Annotated in this window: 26 protein-coding genes; 25 read left to right on the top strand and 1 reads right to left on the bottom strand. The window is 40.8% G+C overall.

Annotation, left to right across the window (positions count from 1 at the left end; translation table 11 throughout):
- The first annotated feature begins 41 nt into the window (after nt 1-41).
- The 18 genes from ndk (at nt 42) to BLW54_RS10355 (ending at nt 15,475) form a co-directional block, all read left to right on the top strand.
- Nucleotides 42-488 carry a nucleoside-diphosphate kinase gene (gene ndk / locus BLW54_RS10440; RefSeq protein ID WP_035504907.1) on the top strand — a complete coding sequence of 149 codons (447 nt, stop codon included), beginning with the start codon at nt 42-44 and terminating at the stop codon, nt 486-488.
- A 155-nt stretch (nt 489-643) separates the two neighbouring features.
- Nucleotides 644-1,423: a CheR family methyltransferase gene (locus tag BLW54_RS10435; protein WP_035504909.1), complete on the top strand. Its 780-nt coding sequence runs from the start codon at nt 644-646 to the stop codon at nt 1,421-1,423.
- Between the two features lie 191 nt (nt 1,424-1,614).
- On the top strand, nt 1,615-2,784 hold the full coding sequence (gene aroC / locus BLW54_RS10430; RefSeq protein WP_035504911.1) for a chorismate synthase: 1,170 nt from the start codon (nt 1,615-1,617) through the stop codon (nt 2,782-2,784).
- Nucleotides 2,784-3,863: a 3-dehydroquinate synthase gene (aroB, locus tag BLW54_RS10425; protein WP_035504912.1), complete on the top strand. Its 1,080-nt coding sequence runs from the start codon at nt 2,784-2,786 to the stop codon at nt 3,861-3,863. The genes aroC and aroB overlap by 1 nt, the downstream gene beginning before the upstream one ends.
- Nucleotides 3,860-4,222, top strand: a complete 363-nt coding sequence (gene aroH / locus BLW54_RS10420) for a chorismate mutase (protein WP_074734452.1) — start codon at nt 3,860-3,862, stop codon at nt 4,220-4,222. The genes aroB and aroH overlap by 4 nt, the downstream gene beginning before the upstream one ends.
- 13 nt (nt 4,223-4,235) lie before the next feature.
- Nucleotides 4,236-5,333 carry a histidinol-phosphate transaminase gene (hisC, locus tag BLW54_RS10415; protein WP_035504915.1) on the top strand — a complete coding sequence of 366 codons (1,098 nt, stop codon included), beginning with the start codon at nt 4,236-4,238 and terminating at the stop codon, nt 5,331-5,333.
- Nucleotides 5,330-6,430 (top strand): prephenate dehydrogenase, encoded by a 1,101-nt coding sequence (locus tag BLW54_RS10410; RefSeq protein ID WP_035504917.1) that lies wholly within the window; start codon nt 5,330-5,332, stop codon nt 6,428-6,430. Before hisC ends, BLW54_RS10410 begins: the two co-directional genes overlap by 4 nt.
- Nucleotides 6,431-6,443: 13 nt before the next feature.
- The gene (aroA, locus tag BLW54_RS10405) at nt 6,444-7,733 is read left to right on the top strand and encodes a 3-phosphoshikimate 1-carboxyvinyltransferase (protein ID WP_074734449.1); all 1,290 of its coding nucleotides are present in this window, start codon (nt 6,444-6,446) and stop codon (nt 7,731-7,733) included.
- A 65-nt stretch (nt 7,734-7,798) separates the two neighbouring features.
- A complete protein-coding gene (locus BLW54_RS10400; RefSeq protein ID WP_035504920.1) occupies nt 7,799-8,671 on the top strand; it encodes a hypothetical protein in 873 nt (290 codons plus the stop codon).
- A gap of 18 nt (nt 8,672-8,689) precedes the next feature.
- Nucleotides 8,690-9,943, top strand: a complete 1,254-nt coding sequence (locus BLW54_RS10395; RefSeq protein WP_035504922.1) for a tetratricopeptide repeat protein — start codon at nt 8,690-8,692, stop codon at nt 9,941-9,943.
- Between the two features lie 31 nt (nt 9,944-9,974).
- On the top strand, nt 9,975-10,535 hold the full coding sequence (locus BLW54_RS10390; RefSeq protein WP_035504924.1) for a ReoY family proteolytic degradation factor: 561 nt from the start codon (nt 9,975-9,977) through the stop codon (nt 10,533-10,535).
- A gap of 99 nt (nt 10,536-10,634) precedes the next feature.
- Nucleotides 10,635-11,090: a YpiF family protein gene (locus BLW54_RS10385; RefSeq protein ID WP_035504925.1), complete on the top strand. Its 456-nt coding sequence runs from the start codon at nt 10,635-10,637 to the stop codon at nt 11,088-11,090.
- Nucleotides 11,091-11,223: 133 nt separating this feature from the next.
- On the top strand, nt 11,224-11,733 hold the full coding sequence (locus BLW54_RS10380; protein ID WP_035504927.1) for a QcrA and Rieske domain-containing protein: 510 nt from the start codon (nt 11,224-11,226) through the stop codon (nt 11,731-11,733).
- Nucleotides 11,734-11,736: 3 nt separating this feature from the next.
- The gene (gene qcrB / locus BLW54_RS10375; protein ID WP_035504929.1) at nt 11,737-12,411 is read left to right on the top strand and encodes a menaquinol-cytochrome c reductase cytochrome b subunit; all 675 of its coding nucleotides are present in this window, start codon (nt 11,737-11,739) and stop codon (nt 12,409-12,411) included.
- A gap of 28 nt (nt 12,412-12,439) precedes the next feature.
- Nucleotides 12,440-13,330, top strand: a complete 891-nt coding sequence (locus BLW54_RS10370; RefSeq protein WP_035504933.1) for a menaquinol-cytochrome c reductase cytochrome b/c subunit — start codon at nt 12,440-12,442, stop codon at nt 13,328-13,330.
- Between the two features lie 67 nt (nt 13,331-13,397).
- Nucleotides 13,398-13,982, top strand: coding sequence for a lipoprotein heptaprenylglyceryl N-acetyltransferase LhaT (gene lhaT, locus BLW54_RS10365; protein ID WP_074734446.1), 585 nt, complete (start codon nt 13,398-13,400; stop codon nt 13,980-13,982).
- Nucleotides 13,983-14,040: 58 nt separating this feature from the next.
- Entirely contained in the window at nt 14,041-14,739 is a 699-nt protein-coding gene (locus tag BLW54_RS10360) for a sporulation protein YpjB (RefSeq protein ID WP_074734443.1), read from the top strand.
- A 61-nt stretch (nt 14,740-14,800) separates the two neighbouring features.
- Nucleotides 14,801-15,475: a zinc metallopeptidase gene (locus BLW54_RS10355; protein ID WP_074734440.1), complete on the top strand. Its 675-nt coding sequence runs from the start codon at nt 14,801-14,803 to the stop codon at nt 15,473-15,475.
- A gap of 58 nt (nt 15,476-15,533) precedes the next feature.
- On the opposite strand, the gene BLW54_RS10350 is transcribed toward BLW54_RS10355, so the two are convergent.
- On the bottom strand, nt 15,534-16,409 hold the full coding sequence (locus tag BLW54_RS10350; RefSeq protein WP_074734437.1) for a YitT family protein: 876 nt from the start codon (nt 16,407-16,409) through the stop codon (nt 15,534-15,536).
- Between the two features lie 180 nt (nt 16,410-16,589).
- On the opposite strand from BLW54_RS10350, the gene BLW54_RS10345 reads away from it, so the two are divergent.
- From BLW54_RS10345 to panB, 7 genes are read left to right on the top strand one after another with little or no spacing between them, the layout of a single operon-like run.
- Nucleotides 16,590-16,934 (top strand): nucleotide pyrophosphohydrolase, encoded by a 345-nt coding sequence (locus BLW54_RS10345; protein WP_035504944.1) that lies wholly within the window; start codon nt 16,590-16,592, stop codon nt 16,932-16,934.
- Complete coding sequence (gene dapB / locus BLW54_RS10340) at nt 16,927-17,727, top strand: 4-hydroxy-tetrahydrodipicolinate reductase (protein WP_035504945.1); 801 nt, start codon at nt 16,927-16,929, stop codon at nt 17,725-17,727. Before BLW54_RS10345 ends, dapB begins: the two co-directional genes overlap by 8 nt.
- A gap of 17 nt (nt 17,728-17,744) precedes the next feature.
- Entirely contained in the window at nt 17,745-18,149 is a 405-nt protein-coding gene (mgsA, locus tag BLW54_RS10335) for a methylglyoxal synthase (protein ID WP_035504948.1), read from the top strand.
- Nucleotides 18,150-18,163: 14 nt separating this feature from the next.
- Nucleotides 18,164-19,294 carry an N-acetyl-alpha-D-glucosaminyl L-malate synthase BshA gene (gene bshA / locus BLW54_RS10330; RefSeq protein ID WP_035504949.1) on the top strand — a complete coding sequence of 377 codons (1,131 nt, stop codon included), beginning with the start codon at nt 18,164-18,166 and terminating at the stop codon, nt 19,292-19,294.
- On the top strand, nt 19,284-20,486 hold the full coding sequence (locus BLW54_RS10325) for a CCA tRNA nucleotidyltransferase (protein WP_083391509.1): 1,203 nt from the start codon (nt 19,284-19,286) through the stop codon (nt 20,484-20,486). Before bshA ends, BLW54_RS10325 begins: the two co-directional genes overlap by 11 nt.
- Nucleotides 20,462-21,454: a biotin--[acetyl-CoA-carboxylase] ligase gene (locus BLW54_RS10320; RefSeq protein WP_074734435.1), complete on the top strand. Its 993-nt coding sequence runs from the start codon at nt 20,462-20,464 to the stop codon at nt 21,452-21,454. The genes BLW54_RS10325 and BLW54_RS10320 overlap by 25 nt, the downstream gene beginning before the upstream one ends.
- Nucleotides 21,447-22,268 carry a 3-methyl-2-oxobutanoate hydroxymethyltransferase gene (gene panB / locus BLW54_RS10315; RefSeq protein ID WP_035504954.1) on the top strand — a complete coding sequence of 274 codons (822 nt, stop codon included), beginning with the start codon at nt 21,447-21,449 and terminating at the stop codon, nt 22,266-22,268. Before BLW54_RS10320 ends, panB begins: the two co-directional genes overlap by 8 nt.
- Nucleotides 22,269-22,274 lie beyond the last annotated feature (6 nt).

The raw sequence follows: 22,274 nt of genomic DNA, 5'->3' as shown, positions 1-22,274 counted from the left end.
TAAAAGCGCTTTCACACTATACATAAAATGAGGTGTTTGGCTTGGAAAAGACTTTTTTGATGGTTAAACCAGATGGTGTACAACGCAATTTGATCGGTGATATTATAGCAAGATTTGAACGTAAAGGATTTAAACTTGCAGGAGCTAAGTTAATGACAGTATCTAACGCACTAGCAGAAGAACACTATGGTGAACATAAAGATAAGCCATTCTTCGGTGAATTAGTGGACTTTATTACTTCTGGTCCCGTCTTCGCAATGGTTTGGGAAGGTGAAGATGTAATCACTACGGCACGTACAATGATGGGGGCAACTAAACCTTCTGAAGCAGCTCCCGGAACGATCCGTGGGGATTATGGTGTAACTGTAGGGAAAAATGTTATCCATGGCTCTGATTCTAAAGAAAGTGCTGATAGAGAGATCGGCTTGTTTTTTGAAACCAGCGAACTTGTAAATTATGAAAAAGACAGTTTAAAATGGATCTACTAATTTGAAAGCCGCCTTTTAGGGTGGCTTTTTTTATTGCTGAAGCACTGATGGCAATAGAAAACCGGTTAATATATCATAAGAACACCAACTATTTACATCTCAAATAGGTTGAAGTACTCTAAAGTGAAATAGTATGCAAGTAGGGAGTTCTGGAGATGAGTCAAGATTATAAACAATTTACGAATAAGATTTATTGTAAAACAGGCATCGATTTATCCCAATATAAAGAAGCTCAGATGAAGCGTCGTCTAACCTCTTTAAGGGAAAAAAGAGGCTATTTTGATTTTTATACATATTTTCAAGCTATTGAAAAAGATCCCATATTATGGAATGAGTTTTTAGACCGTATGACCATAAATGTTTCGGAGTTTTATCGGAACAGGAAAAGGTTCGAAATTCTAGAGGACAAAGTTATTCCACATTTACTAAAAAAGAGAAAAAAGAAGCTGAAGATTTGGAGTGCGGCTTGTTCTACGGGAGAAGAACCTTACACGCTGGCCATGATATTCAGCCGTTATATTCCACTTGATCAAATCGAAATCCTTGCTACTGATTTAGACAGTAAGGTGTTAGAATTCGCAAGGAAAGGGGTTTATCAGGAAAGGTCACTCAAGGAAGTTTTACCAGAGGTGAAGCATACATACTTTCAAAAAGATGGGAGCTCCTATAAAGTCAATCAAGAAATACGAGAGACTGTAACATTCAAGCAGCATAATCTCCTCTCTGACAGTTACCAGCGTGGGTTTGATCTTATTGTTTGCAGGAATGTCATGATTTATTTTACGGAAGATGCTAAGCAGAGGATCTATCATGAATTTAGCAAGTCTCTCGACGAGGGAGGATTTTTATTTGTTGGTAGTACAGAACAAATATTTTCTCCCCATTCCTATGGTTTCGATGTATATGACACTTTTTTTTATAAAAAACTGTGTTAACTTGGAGGGGATTTTCATAAAAGCTTTGTTTAATTTGTTTAAAAGGAAAGAGCCAGAAAGCGCTTTCGGTTCTTTTTTATAAAAATTCGGATATTTTATCGTCACAAATTTAAAGCGATATGATATAGTAGTATTTAAAAATTTAGAACACTCCCTGAGAAGGGATTACTACATAGGAGGTACGTTGGTTTATGCGCTACTTAACCGCTGGAGAATCACATGGTAAACAATTGACGACTATTATTGAAGGGGTACCCTCACATCTTCCCCTTTTGAGGGAACAAATAAATGAATCATTGATCAGACGCCAAGGCGGGTATGGGCGTGGCAAACGTATGCAAATAGAAAAGGATTTGGTAGATATCACAAGCGGTGTCCGTCATGGTTATACCCTGGGATCACCGATCACGCTCGTTGTTAATAATGACGATTTCAAGCATTGGACAGATATCATGGGGGAGGATCCATTACCTGAGGATACACAGAATATTCGCCGGACAGTTACAAAGCCTAGGCCTGGACATGCTGATTTGAACGGAGGCATGAAATATGGCCATAGAGATATGAGAAATGTTCTTGAACGTTCTTCTGCAAGAGAAACAGCAGCACGTGTAGGGGCTGGAGCTGTAGCTAAAGTGCTTTTAAAAGAACTAGGTATAGAGGTAACAGGATATGTTAGAGAAATAGCAGGGATTGTTTCAAATGTTGATGAAAACCTAACTTTACAACAACGCCGTGAAATCTCAGAAGCTTCTCCTGTACGTACTTTTGATGAAGCTGCGGCTAAGAAAATGATGACGGCTATTGACGAAGCGAAAAAAGAAGGCGATTCCATTGGTGGAGTGACCGAAGTATATGTTGAAGGAATGCCGCCAGGGATTGGATCTTACGTCCAATACGATAGAAAGCTAGATGCTAAAATTGCTGGAGCAGTAATGAGCATTAATGCTTATAAAGGAGTAGAGTTCGGTATTGGATTTGAAGCTGCCCGAAGAAATGGTAGTAAAGTACATGATGAAATTCTATGGAGTGAAGAGCGGGGATATTACCGACGTACGAACCGCCTGGGTGGTTTTGAAGGTGGGATGACAACTGGAATGCCAATTGTAGTGAAAGGCGTTATGAAACCAATTCCAACTCTGTATAAACCGTTACAAAGCATAGATATAGAAACTAAACAGCCTTTTAATGCGAGCATAGAACGTTCAGACTCTTGTGCAGTTCCTGCCGCTTCTGTAGTGATGGAACACATTGTTGCTTTTGAATTGGCTAAAGCCATTACAGATGAATTTCCAGCAGACTACTTCCCTCGTTTAAAGCGGGCCGTTGACGATTACCGTATTGAAGTTAGGGGATTTTAATGGTTTCTGTAACTATCCATGCCACGACTCATGATTATGACGTAGTAATCGGGAAGGATTTACGAAATAAAGTAACGGAGTTGATAGATTCCGACTATACATCCATTCTTGTTATCACAGATGATAAAGTGGAGACACATTATTTAAATGAAGTAGCCTCCAGTTTAAAAGAAAACTTTGAGGTTCATACAGCAATTGTTCCTGCTGGCGAATCGTCAAAGAGTATGAGGATGTATGAAAAAGTTCTTGATCGTTGTGTGGAGGCAAGGCTTGATCGTCAGTCTTTAATCATCGCACTGGGCGGTGGAATGATTGGAGACTTGGCTGGGTACGTAGCATCCACTTACTTGCGGGGGGTGGATTATATCCAAATGCCCACAACGATTCTTGCTCACGACAGCAGTGTCGGAGGGAAAGTTGCGATCAATCATCCTAACGGAAAGAATTTAATTGGTTCTTTTTATAATCCAACAAAAGTGATTTATGATATAGAAACGATTGATACTTTACCTGAAAGTGAAATTCGATCGGGGTATGGGGAAGTAATTAAGCATGCTTTTCTCAGTGATGAAGGTTGGAGTAAGACTTTACTTGAAGTGGATATTCAAAGAGTTACAAAGGAACAGTTGGAGACCGATCTGACAAGAGGAATCCACGTTAAGGCTTCCATCGTGGAACAGGATGAAAGAGAAACTGGATTGAGGAAGCATCTTAACTTAGGCCATACATTAGCACACGCTATAGAGGCAGAACTTGGATATGGTGAAATCACTCATGGCGAGGCGGTGGCCATTGGTTTACTATTCATGATGAAATTGAGTGAAGAAGTTGTTGGCGCTGAACTGCCTGTAAAGGAATTTACGGAATGGTTAAAGAAAAATAATTATCCACTTTCCCTCTTATCTACCCTCGATTCTGAACACATGGTAGAACGGATGTTATGGGATAAAAAGACAGTTGGACAAGAAATCAACTTTGTTTTACTTAAAAAAATTAGCGATGCATGCGTCCTGAATGTAGATAAAAAGGAAATTGTCAAGCAGTTGAACTTGTTAAAAGCTGAGGTGAGTGGTGAATGATTAGAGGAGTTCGAGGAGCTACTACGGTAAAACATAACGAACAGGATGAAATCATTGCTGAATCCCATAAATTACTGAAGGATATTATTAAGTACAACCAAATAGAGGCAGACGATGTCGCCTCTGTATATTTTACAGTGACCGAGGATCTTAATGATACGTTCCCTGCTAAATCATTAAGAAAAATAGAGGGGTGGACCTACGTTCCTGTAATGTGCATGAGGGAGATCCCGGTTCCTGGAAGCCTTCAAAAATGCATCAGGGTCATGGTGACCATTTGCACGGACAAAGCCCAAAAAGACATCCACCATATTTATCATAATGACGCGGTACAACTGAGACCAGATTTAAAGAGTTGAGAGGAGTTTCCTTATGAAGGCAAAAGATATTCTAAAAAACATGAAACCATACAAACCTGGGAAAGGCATTGAAGAAGTGAAAAAAGAATTTGGTTTAAACCGGATCGTTAAGCTAGCTTCCAATGAAAACCCTTATGGTTTTTCTCCTGTAGTCGAAAGGGAATTACCCAAGTTGATTGCTGATTTGGAAATTTATCCCGATGGATATGGTACAGAAGTAAGAAAAAAAGTAGCGAACTTCATAGGGGTTGAAGACCGTCAACTGATTTTTGGGAATGGATCAGATGAGGTTGTTCAGATTATTTGTCGTACATTTCTCGAGCCTGGATCGAATACGGTCATGGCGTCCCCTACCTTTCCTCAATACCGTCACAATGCGTTAATTGAAGGAGCGGAAGTTAGAGAAGTGCCTCTTGTTGACGGCCATCATGATTTGGAAAAAATGCTCCAAAATATTGATGAACACACACGAGTGTTATGGATTTGTACACCAAACAACCCCACAGGTGTTCATATAGATCAGGATACATTGCAGTCTGCTCTAGAGCGAATACCTGAACACGTACTAGTTGTCATTGATGAAGCTTATTACGAATACTTGGAAGCAGAGAATGCCTTTGATTCAATTGCTGCTTTGAATGAATATCCTAATTTGATTGTATTACGGACATTTTCTAAAGCATATGGTTTAGCTGGCCTTAGAATCGGCTTTGGGGTTGGACATCCGGATGTCATTCAAATTCTTGAACCTTCTCGTGAACCATTCAACACTTCCACAGTCGCTCAAGCCGCCGCTATACTTGCTTTGGATGACCAAAAGTTTATTGAAGAAACGGTAGAAGTAAATCATCGTAATAAAAAGGCGCTCATGAGTTTTTGTGAGGAAATCGGGTTACCCTATTATGATTCACAAGCCAATTTCTTGCTAATCCACTTACCTTGCAGTGGGGATGAAATGTTCGAATATTTATTAACAAAGGGTTTTATCGTTCGGTCAGGAGAAGCTTTGGGACTTCCGAATACCATCCGATTAACAATTGGTAAAAAAGAAGACATGCAGGAGATTCAGGAAGCGATGAAACAAAAACTCGCTTCGGTTCAAAGCCAATGAAACAAACAGTACTTGTTGTAGGATTAGGTCTGATCGGTGGCTCGATCGCTATGAATGTCTCAAAAAAAGAGGACGTATTTATCATTGGAATGGATGGTGATGAAGATACGTTGAATATGGCGTTAAAGCAAGGTGTGATCGATCAGGCCGCCTTTAATTTTAAAGAGGCTGTAATAGAGGCAGACGTATGCATTTTGGCAACACCGATCTCTATAACGATTGAGTATATTCATCGGCTGGAGAATATTCAACTGAACAAACCATTGTTGGTTACAGATGTGTCTTCAGTGAAAAATCAGGTACTAGAGGCAGCGAATCGTTTGAATAATCCCCTTCTTTCCTTTGTTGGTGGTCACCCGATGGCAGGTTCACACAAGCAGGGGTATACAGCAGCAAAACCACACCTTTTTGAAAATGCTATTTATGTTCTTACGCCTTCTATTCATGCAAATGAAAAAGAAGCCGATCGCTTAAAAGCTTTGTTTTCAGAAACGCACGCACGATTTTTGATTTTTACGACAGAGGAACATGATGAGATGACGGCCGTTATCTCTCATTTCCCTCATTTAATCGCGTCTTCTCTTGTCCACCAAGCGAGGGGATGGGAAGAAACACACCCTTATATTAAACATTTAGCAGCAGGTGGATTTAAGGATATTACAAGAATCGCTTCAAGCAACCCTAAGCTTTGGCAGGATATTTTCTTTCAAAATAAAGATCTTCTTATTTCGATGCTGGATGACTGGATCGGTGAAATGGATAAAATAAAGACCTATCTCTCGGAGAATGAAAAAGAAAAAACCTTCAAATATCTGTCGGATGCAAAGTTATACAGAGATGGCCTTCCGGTCAAGGAAAAAGGAGCTATCCCAGCTTTTTATGATGTGTATGTTGATATTCATGACCAGCCTGGAGCTATAAGGGATGTTATTGGTATTCTCGCTGAGGAAGCCATTAGTATTAAAAATATTCAAATCCTTGAAATCCGCGAAGGTATTACAGGTGTGCTAAGAATCAGTTTTGCCACTAGCAAAGAGCAGTTAAAAAGTAAACAGATTTTGGGTCAATACCACTATGAGGTAATGATTCAGCAGTGAAAGGAGGATTTCAATGTCAAGTATAGAGCTTACACCAACCCGGAAGCGGCTATCAGGTGAATTGTTTGTTCCAGGGGATAAATCCATCTCACACCGGTCGGTTATATTTTCTTCTCTCGCGGAAGGTACGTCTTTTATTACGAACTTTCTAACTGGGGAGGACTGTATGCGTACGGTAGAAGCCTTTAGAGATATGGGGGTCAATATTATTCAGGAGAATGACCGACTGACTGTTCAGAGCCGTGGCATTCACCACTTGAAAGAGCCTGCACACCCTATAAATTTTGGAAATTCTGGTACCACGGCTCGATTAATGAGCGGTGTATTGGCGGGTCTCCCATTGTTTACGACGGCTTATGGTGATGAATCTCTTTCTAAACGCCCTATGGATCGTGTCGTTGAACCACTTAGTCTTATGGGGGCTGAAATTAAAGGACGCAACAATAGTTCATTGCTTCCACTCGCCTACAATGGGAAAAAATTGAGGAGCGCTAAACACAACCTCAAAGTAAAAAGTGCCCAGGTTAAATCTGCATTGCTGCTCGCAGGAATGCTGGCAGAAGGAGAAACGGAAGTCATAGAACTTGGTCAAACACGTAATCATACGGAAATGTTGTTACCAGAGTTCGGAGTGGATGTGAAGGTTGAAGGCAGGTCCATTAAAATTCAAGGGGGGCAGCAACCTACACCCTCTGACATAAGAGTACCCGGGGATATCTCTTCTGCCGCTTTCTTTATTGTGGCTGCATCTATTGTACCGCAGAGTGAACTAACCATCCGTAATGTAGGCCTTAATCCAACGAGAGACGGAATTATCAAAGCGATGAAACAGATGGGAGCTGATATAGATGTTCAGGTCCACACGTATATTGGGAGCGAACCAGTAGGTGACCTGGTGATCCGAAGCAGCCAATTGGAAGGCATTACTCTTGAAGGTGATTTGGTCCCAAACATTATTGACGAAGTGCCTATTCTTGCGTTAGCTGCTACACAAGCCAAAGGGAAGACGGTTATTAAAGACGCCGAAGAATTGCGGTATAAAGAGACAGACCGCATTGCGGCTGTTGTTGAAACCCTTTCTATTCTGGGAGCAGATGTGGAAGCTAAGGAAGACGGGTTCATTATTAATGGACAGACATCTCTTAAGGGTGGTTGCATTGACTCTTTTGGTGATCATAGAATTGGAATGATGGGCGCTGTTGCTTCCTTAATCTGTGATTATAATGTAACGGTAGAAAACAAAGATTGCATTAATATATCTTATCCTTCATTCTTTGAACACTTAAATGGTATCTTGAACTAATTTAACTTCATAGTTTATGTGAAGCTCTCATACGATATAAAAAGCCTGCTTGGAGGTTTAATCGTATGGGAGCTTATTGGTTTCAAGGTTATGTAGAAAGTGACACGGGTCCCTATTTCAGTGAATGTACGGTTAATAAAGACAAATTTGTCCGAGATCGTATTGGTAAGGAGTCATACAAGTACATGGTGTTGGATGGATTTTCCATCAGTCCAGGTCATGTCATGCTGGATCGTATACATCCTATTGCTTCTTCACCCTCCGTTAAAGACACAGGCAACGATTACATAAAAAGAGGGTGTACCTTGTTACTCACACAACACCTAGTGACTAGTTTACGTCACTACCGGGCACATTATGAATACTTTTTAACTCTTTGCAAAGAGTTGCCGCTCGACTATATGATCGTGCCTGTTGTTCCGGCAAAATTGCTGCGTCCAGAAATGGTCCGCTTCTTTGCCAGGAAAGGAAGCCCCTTTTTATGTATTGAGGTAGGGTCGAGGAAAGAGTTTGATGAGGTATGTTGGGAATGGTTAGCCCAGGCGCAGTCGTTTAAAAGAATGCCGTTGACATTGTTCGTCAAAGATACAGAAAATACGTCGAACAACTATTCTGAAATGTGGTCTTCACTTTGCGAACAGTATGGTATTATTAAGCTAACAGACGTACAGGACGATGAAATTCTCTCTCTTCAGAATTTGAAGGACAGTGGTATCTACCCAATAAAAGGGAGTATTGTACCAGGAGGGCAAGCCGATTATAATCTCTACCGGATGTCCAAAGGCCCAACGTTTGAAGAACAGGAAGATTTCAGATATCATAATGCTGTTCCAAATGTAACAGTTATGAACGGACAGGTGAAACAGGTCGATCAAAAAATTTCCGATCAGAAGCCTGGGTCTCATATAAAAGTGAAGATTCACAAGCATTTTGTTTAATGTGGAAAGGATGTCATCATGGAGGAAATTCAAAAAGCCATCCGTCAAATGGAAGCCCATCAGACGGAAGACGCAATCAAGACTCTAACACAGTACTTACCAGAAGCTGATGAAGAAGAACGTTTCACTATAGCCGAACTTTATATGCAGTGGGGGATGCTGGAAGAAGCGAAAATGGTGCTTCATGAACTAATTCAACGCTATCCTAAAGAACAGGAATTAAAAGTCATGATGGCAGAGATCCACATTGATTTGGATGAGGATGACGAAGCGATTGAATTGCTCGATCAGTTCGGGCCCGAAGATGAGGATTATTTACAAGCACTGGTGCAACTTGCTGATTTATACCAGGCTCAAGGCCTTTATGAAGTAGCAGAACAGAAATTATTGTTGGCCAAACAGGTTGAGCCCAACTCAGCAATTATAGACTTCGCTCTTGGAGAGCTTGCTTTTTCTAACGGGGAATATTCTAAGAGTATTCCTTATTATGAAAATGCCATGCATCATCAACCAGTGATTGGGGATATCGAAGTCGCAACAAGGTTAGCAGAGGCTTATGCTGCTAATGGAGAATTTGAACAGTCATTAGAGTTCTTCCAAAAGGTAGAAGAGGATAACCCGGATGTTATGTTCCGCTATGGTTTTGTGGCTTTTCAGGCAAACCGGAATGATATTGCTATCCACGTATGGGAAGAACTAATAGAGAAAGATCCGTATTTCCAATCCGTATATCCGCACCTGGCGCAAGCCTATGATTCAGAAGGCATGCCGAAGGAAGCATTGGAAATGGCCAAAAAGGGCCTTGCCAAAGATGAATTTAATAAAGAGTTATATCATCTTGCCGGTACCTTATCTCATAAACAAGGAAATAAAGAGGAAGGCTATGAGCTTATGAGAGAAGCAGTCGCATTAGATCCAGGGTATAAGGAAGCGGTCCTTTTCCTCATTGAAAATTATAAAGCAGACGACTTGAATGAAAATATCATTGATTTAATTCATGAGCTATTAGCTCTTGGGGAAGAAGATCCGCATTACTTATGGGAGCTCGCTCAAGCTTACGAAGAAGAAGAGAAGTTTACCGAAGCATATGAACAGTATAAACAAGCTTATCCTTCATTAAAAGAAGATACTGATTTCCTAAAATCCTTTGGTTACTTCCTTGTGGAAGAAGGAAAGATGTCTGAAGCACGACAGACTTTTGAAGAATATTTGACAATCGATCCGTCAGATACAGAAATCGAGGACTTCGTTGAAAGGCTGAAAGAACAATGAGCTGATAATTAAAGCGCAGGAGGGGCGCCTTATGCAAACACCAATCTCTGTGGATGAGAAAAAAGACTTTGTCCGCTGGTTTTTGAATCACTTTCAGTTAAAGAAGCGAGAGAGTGTTTGGATTTTGAATTATTTAATGAATCATGAATCTCTCTTATCAAGTGTTCATTTTGTTCAGGAAGTGAAGTTTTGTCCGCGTGGAATGGAAATCAGTGCTCAAGGTGTTTCTGACCCACCTTTCCGGTTCTATAAAGGCCAAGTAATGACGAACGATGCCGAGAAGTCGTTTCATGATTTAAGAATGAACCAAGGGGAACCAGTCTATATTCAAATGAATTTTGAAAATGCTCAACAGTGTTCCAAATATGCTCTAGTCCTCGAAGAGAACCCCTATCTTCCAAAAGATTATTACTTAAATGATAGAGACAAAAATGAAGCAGAACGGCTTCTATCTGTCAGCCTTCTTCAACACAGACAGAAGCAACTGGAAGACAAGATAGATGAAGCTCTTATTAATGGAAAACGTGAAGAATTTAAATCGTTGTGTGTAAAGCTTGAAAAGGTGAAGCAGGACCTGAATACGTTTTTATAAAAATAAAGCCAGGGACCGACATAGGTTCCTGGCTTTCATTTTTATATTTGTGTAGTAAAATAGAGGAAAATGATACATAGATAAAGGATGAGATGAATTATGCGTTGGACAAAAGCAGATACTACTCAATATCTTCCAGAAAAACAATATATCGATACAGTGATTATTCCACTGGTTCCCTTTAACCCAGCATCCGATCAGCACATGGTTAAGCAGGCCTTTCAACGGGAGTTGAATCAAGTCTTCACCAACTTAATTGAGAAAGAATATAAGGGAAGAATTTTTCTGGCTCCAGACTATCATTACCTTGATGGTCAGCAAGAGATCGAATTTACAAGAGTGAATGCTTGGATTCAAAAATTTAAAGAACAACCGTTCCAGCATATTTTCTTGTTCACTTTCGACAACACCTGGAAGAAATATGAATCTGAGTTAGATGGTCATTTATTATGGGTTCCTGGTATGGGAAGTGGCGACATCCAATCGACTGAAACTCAGTCGTTCGTAAGGGAACAAGCACATCAAATCAGTGAATTAATCCAAGCTTATTGGTAACTGGATAAAAGTTCCGACAAGGTTTGATAATTTATTGACCGCGCCTTGAGATTGCGCTATCATGGTAATGTCCTAGTAAACTGTGTGTAATCAATCCATGTCGCATGGATTACAGCATAGAGGGGGGAAAAGAATGAGCGATAAAAAACGAGTATCCCGTCGCCAGTTTTTGAACTACACACTCACTGGTGTAGGCGGTTTCATGGCAGCCGGAATGCTTGCACCGATGGTTCGTTTTGCGATCGATCCAGTATTGAAAACGAAAGAAAGTGGAGATTTCGTCTCCGTAGCTTCTGTTGATGAAATTACGAATGAACCACAGCGTTTTGAATGGACGATCGATCAAGTAGATGCTTGGTATGAATCAGAAGTTCAAAAAACGGCGTGGGTGTACAGGAACGAGAATGATGAAATTGTAGCACTATCACCGATTTGTACTCACCTGGGATGTACGGTAGACTGGGCGTCTAATGAGGAATATCCAAACGAATTCTTCTGTCCTTGTCACGGCGGCCGTTACACGAAAGATGGGGCTAACGTGCCAGGAACACCACCTACTGCACCACTGCCACATTTTGAATTCAAAGTTGAAGAAGGTATGCTTTACTTAGGCGAAGCGAAAGAATCAGGAGGGGGGCTATAATACATGCTTCAGAAAATTTACGACTGGGTGGACGAGCGTGTAGATATTACCCCACTGTGGCGTGATATTGCTGACCACGAAGTTCCTGAACACGTCAACCCGGCACACCACTTTTCAGCATTTGTTTATTGTTTTGGTGGATTAACATTCTTTGTCACGGTTATCCAAATTTTATCTGGTATGTTCCTAACCATGTATTATGTACCGGATATTGAAAATGCATGGAAATCTGTTTATTACTTGCAGAGAGAAGTAGCTTACGGTCAAATTGTCCGTGGTATGCACCACTGGGGCGCGAGTCTCGTGATCGTCATGTTATTCTTACATACGCTGCGAGTATTTTTCCAAGGAGCCTATAAGAAGCCGCGTGAGTTGAACTGGGTCATTGGTGTCCTGTTGTTCTTCGTCATGTTGGGACTAGGTTTCACAGGATATTTGTTACCATGGGATAACAAGGCATACTTCGCTACACAGGTAGGCTTGGAAATAGCAGCAGCAACACCATTTATCGGTGATCAAATTCGGACATTGCTTGCCGGAGATCCATCGATTGTTGGTGCTCAAACGCTTACGCGTTTCTTTGCCATTCACGTATTCTTCTTGCCGGCAGCATTGTTTGGATTAATGGCCTTTCACTTTATATTAATCCGTAAACAAGGTATTTCCGGACCACTATAAAATGTTACGTTAAAAAGGAGGGAAAGCTGTGCATAGGGGAAAAGGGATGAAGTTCGTCGGTGATTCACGAATCACGGCCGAGCGAAAAGCTAATTTACCAAAAGATTACTCAGAATACCCAGGTAGAACAGAAGCCTTTTGGCCTAACTTCCTATTGAAGGAGTGGCTTGTCGGGGCCGTCTTTTTGATCGGTTTCTTGATTTTAACTGCTGCTCACCCATCACCACTTGAGCAACAGGCAGATCCTAACAACGCAAGCTATATTCCGTTGCCAGACTGGTATTTCTTATTCTTGTATCAATTCTTAAAATATCAATTCGCTGGTGGGGATTATATTGTTCTTGGTGCCATCGTAATGCCGGGTTTAGCATTCGGCGCTTTGCTGCTTGCACCATTCCTGGACCGTGGTCCAGAACGACGTCCTCATAAACGTCCGATCGCAGTTGGATTGATGTTATTAGGTTTTATCGCTACTTTCTGGTTAACTTACGAGTCTGTTACACATGCTGATTATGAAACACGTGCAGAGAAATACGGGGTTAATGTAGAAGCGGTTGAATCGACAATTGACAAAGAGGATCCTGGTTACGCTGTTTATGAAGCGAACTGTTTAAGTTGTCATGGGGATGCATTACAAGGTCAAGGGAATTATCCTTCCTTAATTGACGCGGAACTTTCAGTGGATCAGGTGAAAGAAATCGCAGTCAATGGTATTGGTGAAATGCCATCAGGAATATTTGGTGGCAGTGATGAAGAGCTGCAGCAACTCGCTGAATTTGTTGTAAATGCTGGCGGTGGTGACGCTGGCGGCGGTGAAGGTGAAGCGAGCTCTGAAGAGGGTTCTTCTGGCGAGGAAGGCTCGGACGGTGAATCAGAAGAAGCATCTGATGAATCAGAAGAGACAAAATCAGAAGAGTAATTGGATACTTATTTTAATGTAGCCGCGCTTTCTAAGCGCGGCTACATTTGTATGGGAGGTCATCAACATGAAGCAGATCGTGAATTACATATTAACCAATCGTACTTTTTTAATCGCCCTCTTCACTATTAATTTACTTGGAACTATATATGGATTTATATGGTACGAACCTCAGTTGGAAACGACAGAACCGATATTCCTCATTTTTGTACCTGACAGCCCCACAGCCAGCTTGTTTTTTACGATATTTCTCGGCTTTTTTATCTTTGGGAAGAGTATTCCTTATATTGAAGCACTTGCGTTAATTACCCTGCTAAAGTATGGAACTTGGGCAGTTGTTATGAATGGACTTACTTTTTTAGAATATGGATCGCTTCCTTGGACAGGGTATATGTTAGTCCTTTCTCACGGAGCTATGGCTCTCCAGGGTTTATTATATGCCCGTTTTTTCCGTATGCAGCTTAAACATATATTTGTAGCAGCCGTTTGGACACTACATAATGATGTTATTGATTACGTATTTGGACAGATGCCTGTATATCCCGCAATTGTTAAATATATGGATGAAATCGGCTACTTTACTTTTTGGCTCAGTATTGGATGTATTATGACGGCCTATTTCCTTTCTGATTATCGTAGATCTGCGGTCTAAACTTTTTCATTCTCTCATACAATGGAAATAATACTTTGAATGAGAGGGGAAATGTGAAATGGGACGGGCTTTTCTATTGTTTATTTGTTCCCTGATTTTCACACTCATACCCATCGGCCAGTTTGAAGCCAGGTCGGAGACCACCCCTGATCAATGGGAATCTTTCATTGCTCAATATCGATTATTGGTCGCAGATGGGAAGCAGGACCTTGCTGAACGCCTATGGAATAAGAAGTATTTATCCATGGAACAATATGCACAAACCCTAACCTCTACTGAGCAAAAAACGTGGGACGCCCTTTTGGATGATTTTTCCAATTCTTCTCATGGAGATGAACTGACGCCAGAAAAAATAGTTACTTTTCTTGAAGTCACTTCATCTGATGAACCGTCTCATATTCTTTCAGATAAGCTTGGCAAAATAGCTGAACACTCAAAAACTGAGACGTTAAACGACATAAGTAAAGAATGGAAGGTGCTACGTCCTGTTTTATTTACCTATATTGAACCAGACAGTATAGAAGCTGTAGATTCTATACTGACTGATTTAAATGAGCACGATACAACAATGGGCAGAGAAAGCCTGAACCAAGAATTAAACCATATTCTTATAGATAAGCGTGCGGAAATGGATGCATTCATATGGACAGCCCTTTTAATAGGGGGGGCCATTCTTTTTACTCTTATTTATGTTAGTGTCAGAAAATATCGCGCACGTTCAAGAAATAGACACAAGATAAGAGGAGGTCATAGTTGATTTTTTCTTTATCTTTGACTAAAATTGACCTATATACACATCCAAGACGGAGGAATGTTAGATGAGCTTTATTATCTATTTTGCGCTTATTTTGATCATACCTATTTGGGCGCAATCAAAGGTTAAAAGTACGTATAAAAAATATTCGAAAGTACCTACTTCATCGTCTTTGACTGGTGCGGAAGTAGCTAGAAAAATACTTGACGATAACGGGTTGTATAATGTAGCAGTCGAAGAAGTTCGAGGTCATCTGACAGACCATTATGATCCCCGTTCCAAAGTAATCCGCCTTTCAACTGAAATATATCATGGACGTTCAACTGCCGGAGCTGCTGTTGCCGCTCACGAAGTAGGTCACGCAATTCAAGACCAACAAGATTATGCGTTTTTACGTTTCCGTAGTGCTCTTGTCCCAGTTGCGAGTTTCGGATCAAATATTTCCATTTTCCTTATTATTGGAGGCTTCCTATTAGGCATGACTGGGTTGGCCTTGGCAGGGATTGTTTTCTTCGCTGCAGCTGTTTTGTTCCAGTTGATTACACTTCCTGTTGAATTTGACGCATCAAGCAGAGCGATGTCACAGCTCGTTTCAACCGGTGTGATTCGTAACGACGAAGAACGAAAGACGAAGAAAGTGTTAAATGCGGCTGCTATGACATATGTTGCCGGTGCTCTTGTAGCTCTTGCGGAATTGTTACGCTTTGTGTTTATGTTTGTAGGTATGAACGAAGATTAAAAAAGAACCGACTCTGTTCCTTATAACAGGGTCGGTTCTTTTTGTTACACCCTTATTGTTAACCATCGATGGGATTTTTGTTTTCATCCAGTGTAAAGCCTTCCCCCATGACGTCATGAACATGACTGACGGCTACGAACGCATGTGGATCAATGTGATTGATGATCGATTTAAGTCTGACGATTTCGTTTTTTCCAATCACACAATAAAGAACATCTCTTTTCGAACCTGAAAACGAACCTCTACCTGCTAAAATAGTAACACCACGGTCCATTTCTTCCATCACCCGTTTGGATATTTCCTCACTTTTCTCTGATATAATTGTTGTGCCTCTAGCTGCATAGGCCCCTTCCTGTATGAAGTCGATTACGCGGGCGCCTACGAATACGGCCACTAAGGTATACATCCCTCGAGTATATTCTAAATAGGTGATGATGGAAACAAAAATGACAAGGGCGTCGAAAACGAACATGGCTCTTCCCATGCTCCATCCGATGTATTTATTAATAAGGCGGGCGATGATATCGACACCGCCAGTTGTTCCACCGTAGCGGAATATAATTCCGAGACCAACACCGATAAAGACCCCTGCAAATAATGAAGCTAAAGTAAGATCATCAGCTAAATTAAACTGGATCATATAGTGCTGGGAGAAGGAAATGAAAATAGATACAGCAAAAATACCTATAAGGGAATAAAAGAATGTCACACGCCCTAAAATTTTCCACCCGATAATGAGGACAGGAATATTGAGCACGATATTCATAAGGGCCGGGTCCCAATTGAATAAGTATAAAAGCAAAAGAGTAATACCTGTAAATCCGCCCTCACCTAGTTCGTTCTGGATATTGAAATGAACAAGACCAAAAGAAAAAATAGCGGATCCTATTAAAATCCAAAGGATATTTTTAATACGCAACCCATAAGTCTTCATTTACCCACCTCCATTTTTATGTATTCACACGATTTTAATTATAGTGAATGGAATGCATGACGGCAATAAAATACGATATAAACCTAGCCATATTTCTAAATTACAAACTAAAAAATTTGTCAAACGGCTGCCTTTTGGCTAACATTTAGAGTGAGTCAATAAAAGAAGTGAGGGTTAACTTTGAATTATACGACTAAGGATATCCAACAAAGAGTAGATCATTACATATCACAATTTAAAGAAGGCTATTTTTCACCCTTATCTCTCCAAGCAAGGCTGACGGAGGAAGTAGGAGAAATGGCAAGAGAAATTAATCACCGTTATGGGGAGAAGCCTAAAAAGAAGACGGAAAAAGATAAAGCGTTGGAAGAAGAACTGGGAGATGTGATCTTTGTTCTCACCTGTTTTGCTAATTCATTAGATATTGATATGTCTGAGGCTTTTGAACAATCCATGAGTAAAATCGAATCTAGAGATAAAAACCGTTGGACCCGTAAAGGGGAAGGGAGTTCTTACAATGAGTAATATTAAAGCGATTGTTGCAGGGCCTCGTGGTAAAATGGGCAGTGAGGCATTGAAGATGATACAAAATCAATCTACATTATCATTAGTTGCTTGCATTGACCGAATGAATGACGGAATGGTTGTCAAAGAAGTAGAAGGGCTTCCCGACATGGATGCAGTCATTTATACAGATGCCGCTAAATGCCTAAGTGAAGTGGAGGCTGATGTTCTTATTGACTTGACTACACCAGAAAATGGATATACACATGCAAAGCTTGCTATCGAAAATGGAGTACGTCCAGTCGTTGGAACTACTGGTTTTACAAACGAGGAATTAACAGAACTGACAGAGCTTGCATCCGAGAAAAGAGTCGGAACAGTAATTGCACCCAATTTTGCTATTGGAGCTGTTTTAATGATGCAATTCTCTAAATGGGCGGCCAAACACTTTCCAGAAGTAGAAATTATAGAAAAACACCATGATCAAAAACTTGATGCTCCTTCGGGAACAGCAATTAAGACGGCAGAACTGATTAAAGAAGTCCGTGAGTCTCATAAGCAGGGTCACGAAAATGAGACAGAAACGCTTCAAGGGGCGCGTGGAGCAGATGTGGAAGGTATGAAAATCCATAGTATGAGACTGCCGGGTCTTGTGGCTCACCAGGAAGTAGTGTTCGGCGGATTAGGAGAAACACTGACCGTCAAGCATGACTCTATACATAGAGCATCCTTTATGAGCGGAGTGAAACTTGCAGCCGAACGTGTCATGGATCTTGATATCCTTGTTTATGGGCTTGAGCACCTACTTGATTAAAAAGGGAGAGGTTGTTATTGAATATCGCATTAATTGCACATGACAAAAAGAAGGAAGATATCATTCGTTTTGCTAAAGAGTATCATTCCATACTTTCTAAACATCAGCTTTTTGCTACAGGTACAACAGGAATGAGAATTGCCGATGAGGCAGATTTAAAAGTAACTCGTTTCCAATCCGGCCCTCTTGGCGGTGATCAGCAAATTGGTGCGAAAATTGCAAATGAAGAAATGCATATGGTGATCTTTTTTCGAGATCCATTGACCGCACAGCCACATGAACCGGATATTAGTGCATTATTAAGGTTATGTGATGTTCATCAAATACCAGTGGCGACGAACCTGGCAATGGCAGACATTATGATCAGAGCTCTAGATCATAAAGACTTCGAATGGAAAGACATCATAGAACAGAACAGATAACAGGAGTGATGGTTATGGCTAAAATAGGAATCACCTGTTACCCTACCGTAGGGGGATCAGGTGTCATTGCGACAGAACTGGGAAAATTGTTGGCGGAGAAGGGCCACGAAATTCATTTCGTAGCCTCACAAGTTCCCTTTCGATTAAACAGGGTCTATCCAAATATTTATTATCATGAAGTAGAAGTCAGCAATTATCCGGTATTCCAACATCCTCCCTATGATTTGGCTCTTGCTGCTAAAATGGCAGATGTCATTAATCGTGAGGAACTGGATATCCTTCATGTTCATTATGCGATGCCGCATGCCATTTGTGCTATTTTAGCCAAACAAATGTGTGACAGGGATGTCAAAATCATTACAACCCTTCATGGGACAGATATTACCGTTTTAGGGATTGATTCAAGCCTTAAACAAATGATTAGGTTTGGAATTGAACAGTCCGATAGAGTGACAGCTGTTTCTAAGAGCCTGGTTGATCAAACCAAAGATATGCTACATACCAATCGATCAATTGACACCATATATAATTTTGTGGATGAAAGAGAATATTTCAGAAAGTCAGAACAACGTTTAAAAGAGCATTATGGAATTCATAATGATGATGCGGTTATGATTCATATATCAAACTTCCGTAAGGTGAAAAGAGTATCAGATGTCATCCGTACGTTTGCGGAGGTACGCAACACCATGCCGGCTAAACTTTTACTTGTAGGAGATGGCCCAGAGTACTCTGACTGTCATCAATTGGTCAAGGATCTCAACCTCCAGCAAGATGTCCTTTTTTTAGGGAAACAAGAAAATGTCAGTGAATTACTCTCCATTTCAGACCTAAAGCTTCTTTTATCAGAGAAAGAGAGCTTTGGCTTGGTGTTGCTTGAAGCGATGGCATGCGGGGTTCCTAGTATAGGAACAAATATCGGGGGTATCCCGGAAGTCATAGACCATGGAGAAACGGGATTTATTGCTGAACTCGGCAACATTGAACAAATCTCTTATTTTGCAAAAAAAATCCTTCAGGATAAAGAATTGCATCAAGCTATGGCAGAACAGGCCAAAAGGGTAGTCCATGATAAATTTGCTACTGAAACCATACTTAGTCAGTATGAAGCCCTTTATGAACAGGTGCTAAACAATGATGATTGATCAGGTATTTAAACAGGCATGCGAAGTGATTAAAGTGATCGAAGAAGCGGGAGGGGAGGCCTTTATTGTAGGAGGTTCTGTTCGCGACTATCTGAGTGGGAGAGAAGTCAATGATATAGATATTGCTACCTCCGAGTCCCCCCAACGAATTCAAGAAATTTTTGACAAAGTGATCCCTGTCGGTATTGAACATGGCACAGTGATCGTAAGACACCAAGGAGAGTCATATGAAGTAACGACATATCGGGTGGAAGGTGGCTATGAGGATTATCGGCATCCTGATAAAGTAAACTTTGTGGATGACATTAAACTTGATTTGGCACGAAGAGATTTTACCATGAATGCTATTGCTATGAGTAGGAATGGTGAATTGATAGATCCTTATTTGGGCTATGAGTCCATAAAGAAGAAATCAATTCAGGCTGTGGGTAATCCTTTGGAACGGTTTCGTGAAGATCCGCTTCGTATGATGAGAGCGGTTCGTTTCGCGAGCCAGCTCTCTTTTACCATTGATTCTGAGACGAAAAGTGCCCTTGAAGAAATGTCAGGTTTATTAGCGTGCATATCTATAGAACGAATCGCCATTGAAACCGAAAAGCTCTTTTCAGGAAAGGATTATAAGTTAGGGTTGCAGTTGTTGGAAGACTCAGGTCTTCAAAAACATCTTCCTATTTTCAAAGGATTCCAGTTCCAAGAAGATTATCCAAAAGCAATCTTGTATACATGGCACGAAATTATCGCTTTTTATACGTTTTCCCATTCGGAAATTTCTGTTGAAGCATTCGTTAATCACTGGAAACTATCGAACGCTACCAAAAGAAAATCCGAACATTTATTAAGTGGGTTAAAGATCTATGAAAATGAAAAAAAAGTGACGCCATGGCTGGTGTATCAACTGAATGAAGGTAGTTTTGCTTCTTTTGAAAGAGTTTGTCTTGCTTTATATGATGAGTGTGACGGCTTACAAAACAGTATGAGAAGAACAAAAAAAGACCTTATTATCCACCATAGAAAAGAACTGCATTTTCAAGCAAAGGATTTAATTTCTTTATTTCCTGCCCGTCCTAAAGGGCCTTGGATATCGGAGTGGCTGGAAGCCATTGAATATGAAGTCGTAACAGAAAGAATTGAAAATAATTATGAAAAAATAAAGGAGTGGGTGAAATCATGGAATCCACCCGCAAGGAACTAATTGAACTTTTAAATAAAAATAAAGGACATATATCGGGCCAAGAGCTATCGAATCAGCTGGGCATTTCAAGGACCGCGGTTTGGAAGCATATGAACGAGTTAAAAAAGGATGGTTACGAAATTGAAGCGGTCCAGCGTAAGGGATATAAAATCTTATCGTATCCAGACAAAATTAGTGAAAACACATTGAGATGGGGATTGGATACTAAATGGATGGGAAATGAGTTGTATCATTATGATCAAGTCGAATCTACCCAGGAAATCGTCCACCAGCTGGCGAAACAAGGAAAACCCCATGGCACAGTGGTTATTGCGGATGAACAAGTGAAAGGAAAAGGAAGAATGGCACGGAATTGGGATTCCCCTAAGGGAAAGGGGATATGGATGAGTATTTTACTTCGCCCAAACTTGCCTCCGCTTCAAGCCCCACAGCTCACTTTACTAGCTGCTACCGTTCTAGCGAAGCTGATTGCCGAAAACTCAGATTTAAATCCACAGATTAAATGGCCGAATGATTTATTGATCAACCATAAAAAAGTATCGGGCATACTAACCGAAATGCAGGCGGAGCAGGATACCATTCAGTATATTGTGCTTGGGATGGGGATGAACGTCAATCAGGGTGAAGATGAAATTCCTGAAAAGATACGGTATAAAGCCTCTTCTCTAAAGGTCGAAGGTGGGCATGACTGGAATATTCAAGCTACTATCCAACATATTTTACGTCTTTTTGAAAGGGCTTATGACGTATTCGAATCCCAAGGGTTTGAAACAATCAAAAAAGAATGGGAACATTTTGGTTATAAGATCGGAGAAGAAGTCACCATTTCTACGATGAAAGAAACATGGAAGGCCACGTTAATTGGAATTGAACCTGACGGGGCATTGCGTGCAAGAAGGAGAAATGGACGAGAAGAAAAATTATACTCCGCGGAAATTCATTGGGGAGAAGGTGGTTACCATGCATAGCAAGAACCAGTTTCAACGAATGAAAGAGAATAATGAAAAGATTGCTATGATCACAAGTTATGATTTTCCTTCTGCAAAAATGGCAGCCAATGCAGAGGTTGATATGATCTTGGTTGGGGATAGTTTAGGGATGACTGTGCTGGGTTACGATTCGACTATCCCAGTTACCATTGATGATATGATTCATCATGGAAAAGCCGTCTATCGGGGGGCACCCAATGTTTTTAAAGTTATTGACATGCCATTTATGACCTATCATATTTCTACGGAAGATACTCTTAAAAACGCCAAAAGACTGTATCAAGAGACGGGCGCCCAGGCATTAAAACTCGAAGGTAGTGGAGAAGTTTCGGAAAAGATGGGACTGCTCGTCCGTGCTGGTATCCCAGTAATCGGACATATTGGCTTGACTCCTCAATCTGTCAATGTTCTTGGAGGTTATAAAGTTCAAGGAAAGGATCAAGCAGCAGCCAAGCGTCTAATTGAAGAAGCGGAAGAAATAGAAGCAGCGGGTGCGATGGCCCTTGTCCTTGAATGTGTGCCTTGGCAGCTGGCCGAAAAAATAACGGACCGCTTGTCCATTCCGACTATTGGTATTGGAGCAGGAGCAGAATGTGACGGGCAAGTCTTGGTTTATCACGATATATTGAAGTACGGTGTAGATCGATTACCGAAATTCGTTAAAGCGTATACGGATAGCAATCATATATTAGGGGAAGCTGTTGCATCTTATGTTCAAGAGGTTAAGAAGGAAACTTTTCCTGAAGAAGCCCATACATTCACAATGGATTCCAGCCATTTGCCGGAGGGATAAATAAAC

It is taken from the genome of Halobacillus karajensis (assembly GCF_900108515.1).
In the GTDB taxonomy this organism is placed as follows: domain Bacteria; phylum Bacillota; class Bacilli; order Bacillales; family Halobacillaceae; genus Halobacillus; species Halobacillus karajensis.
This window is presented reverse-complemented; position numbering and strand designations above follow the sequence as displayed.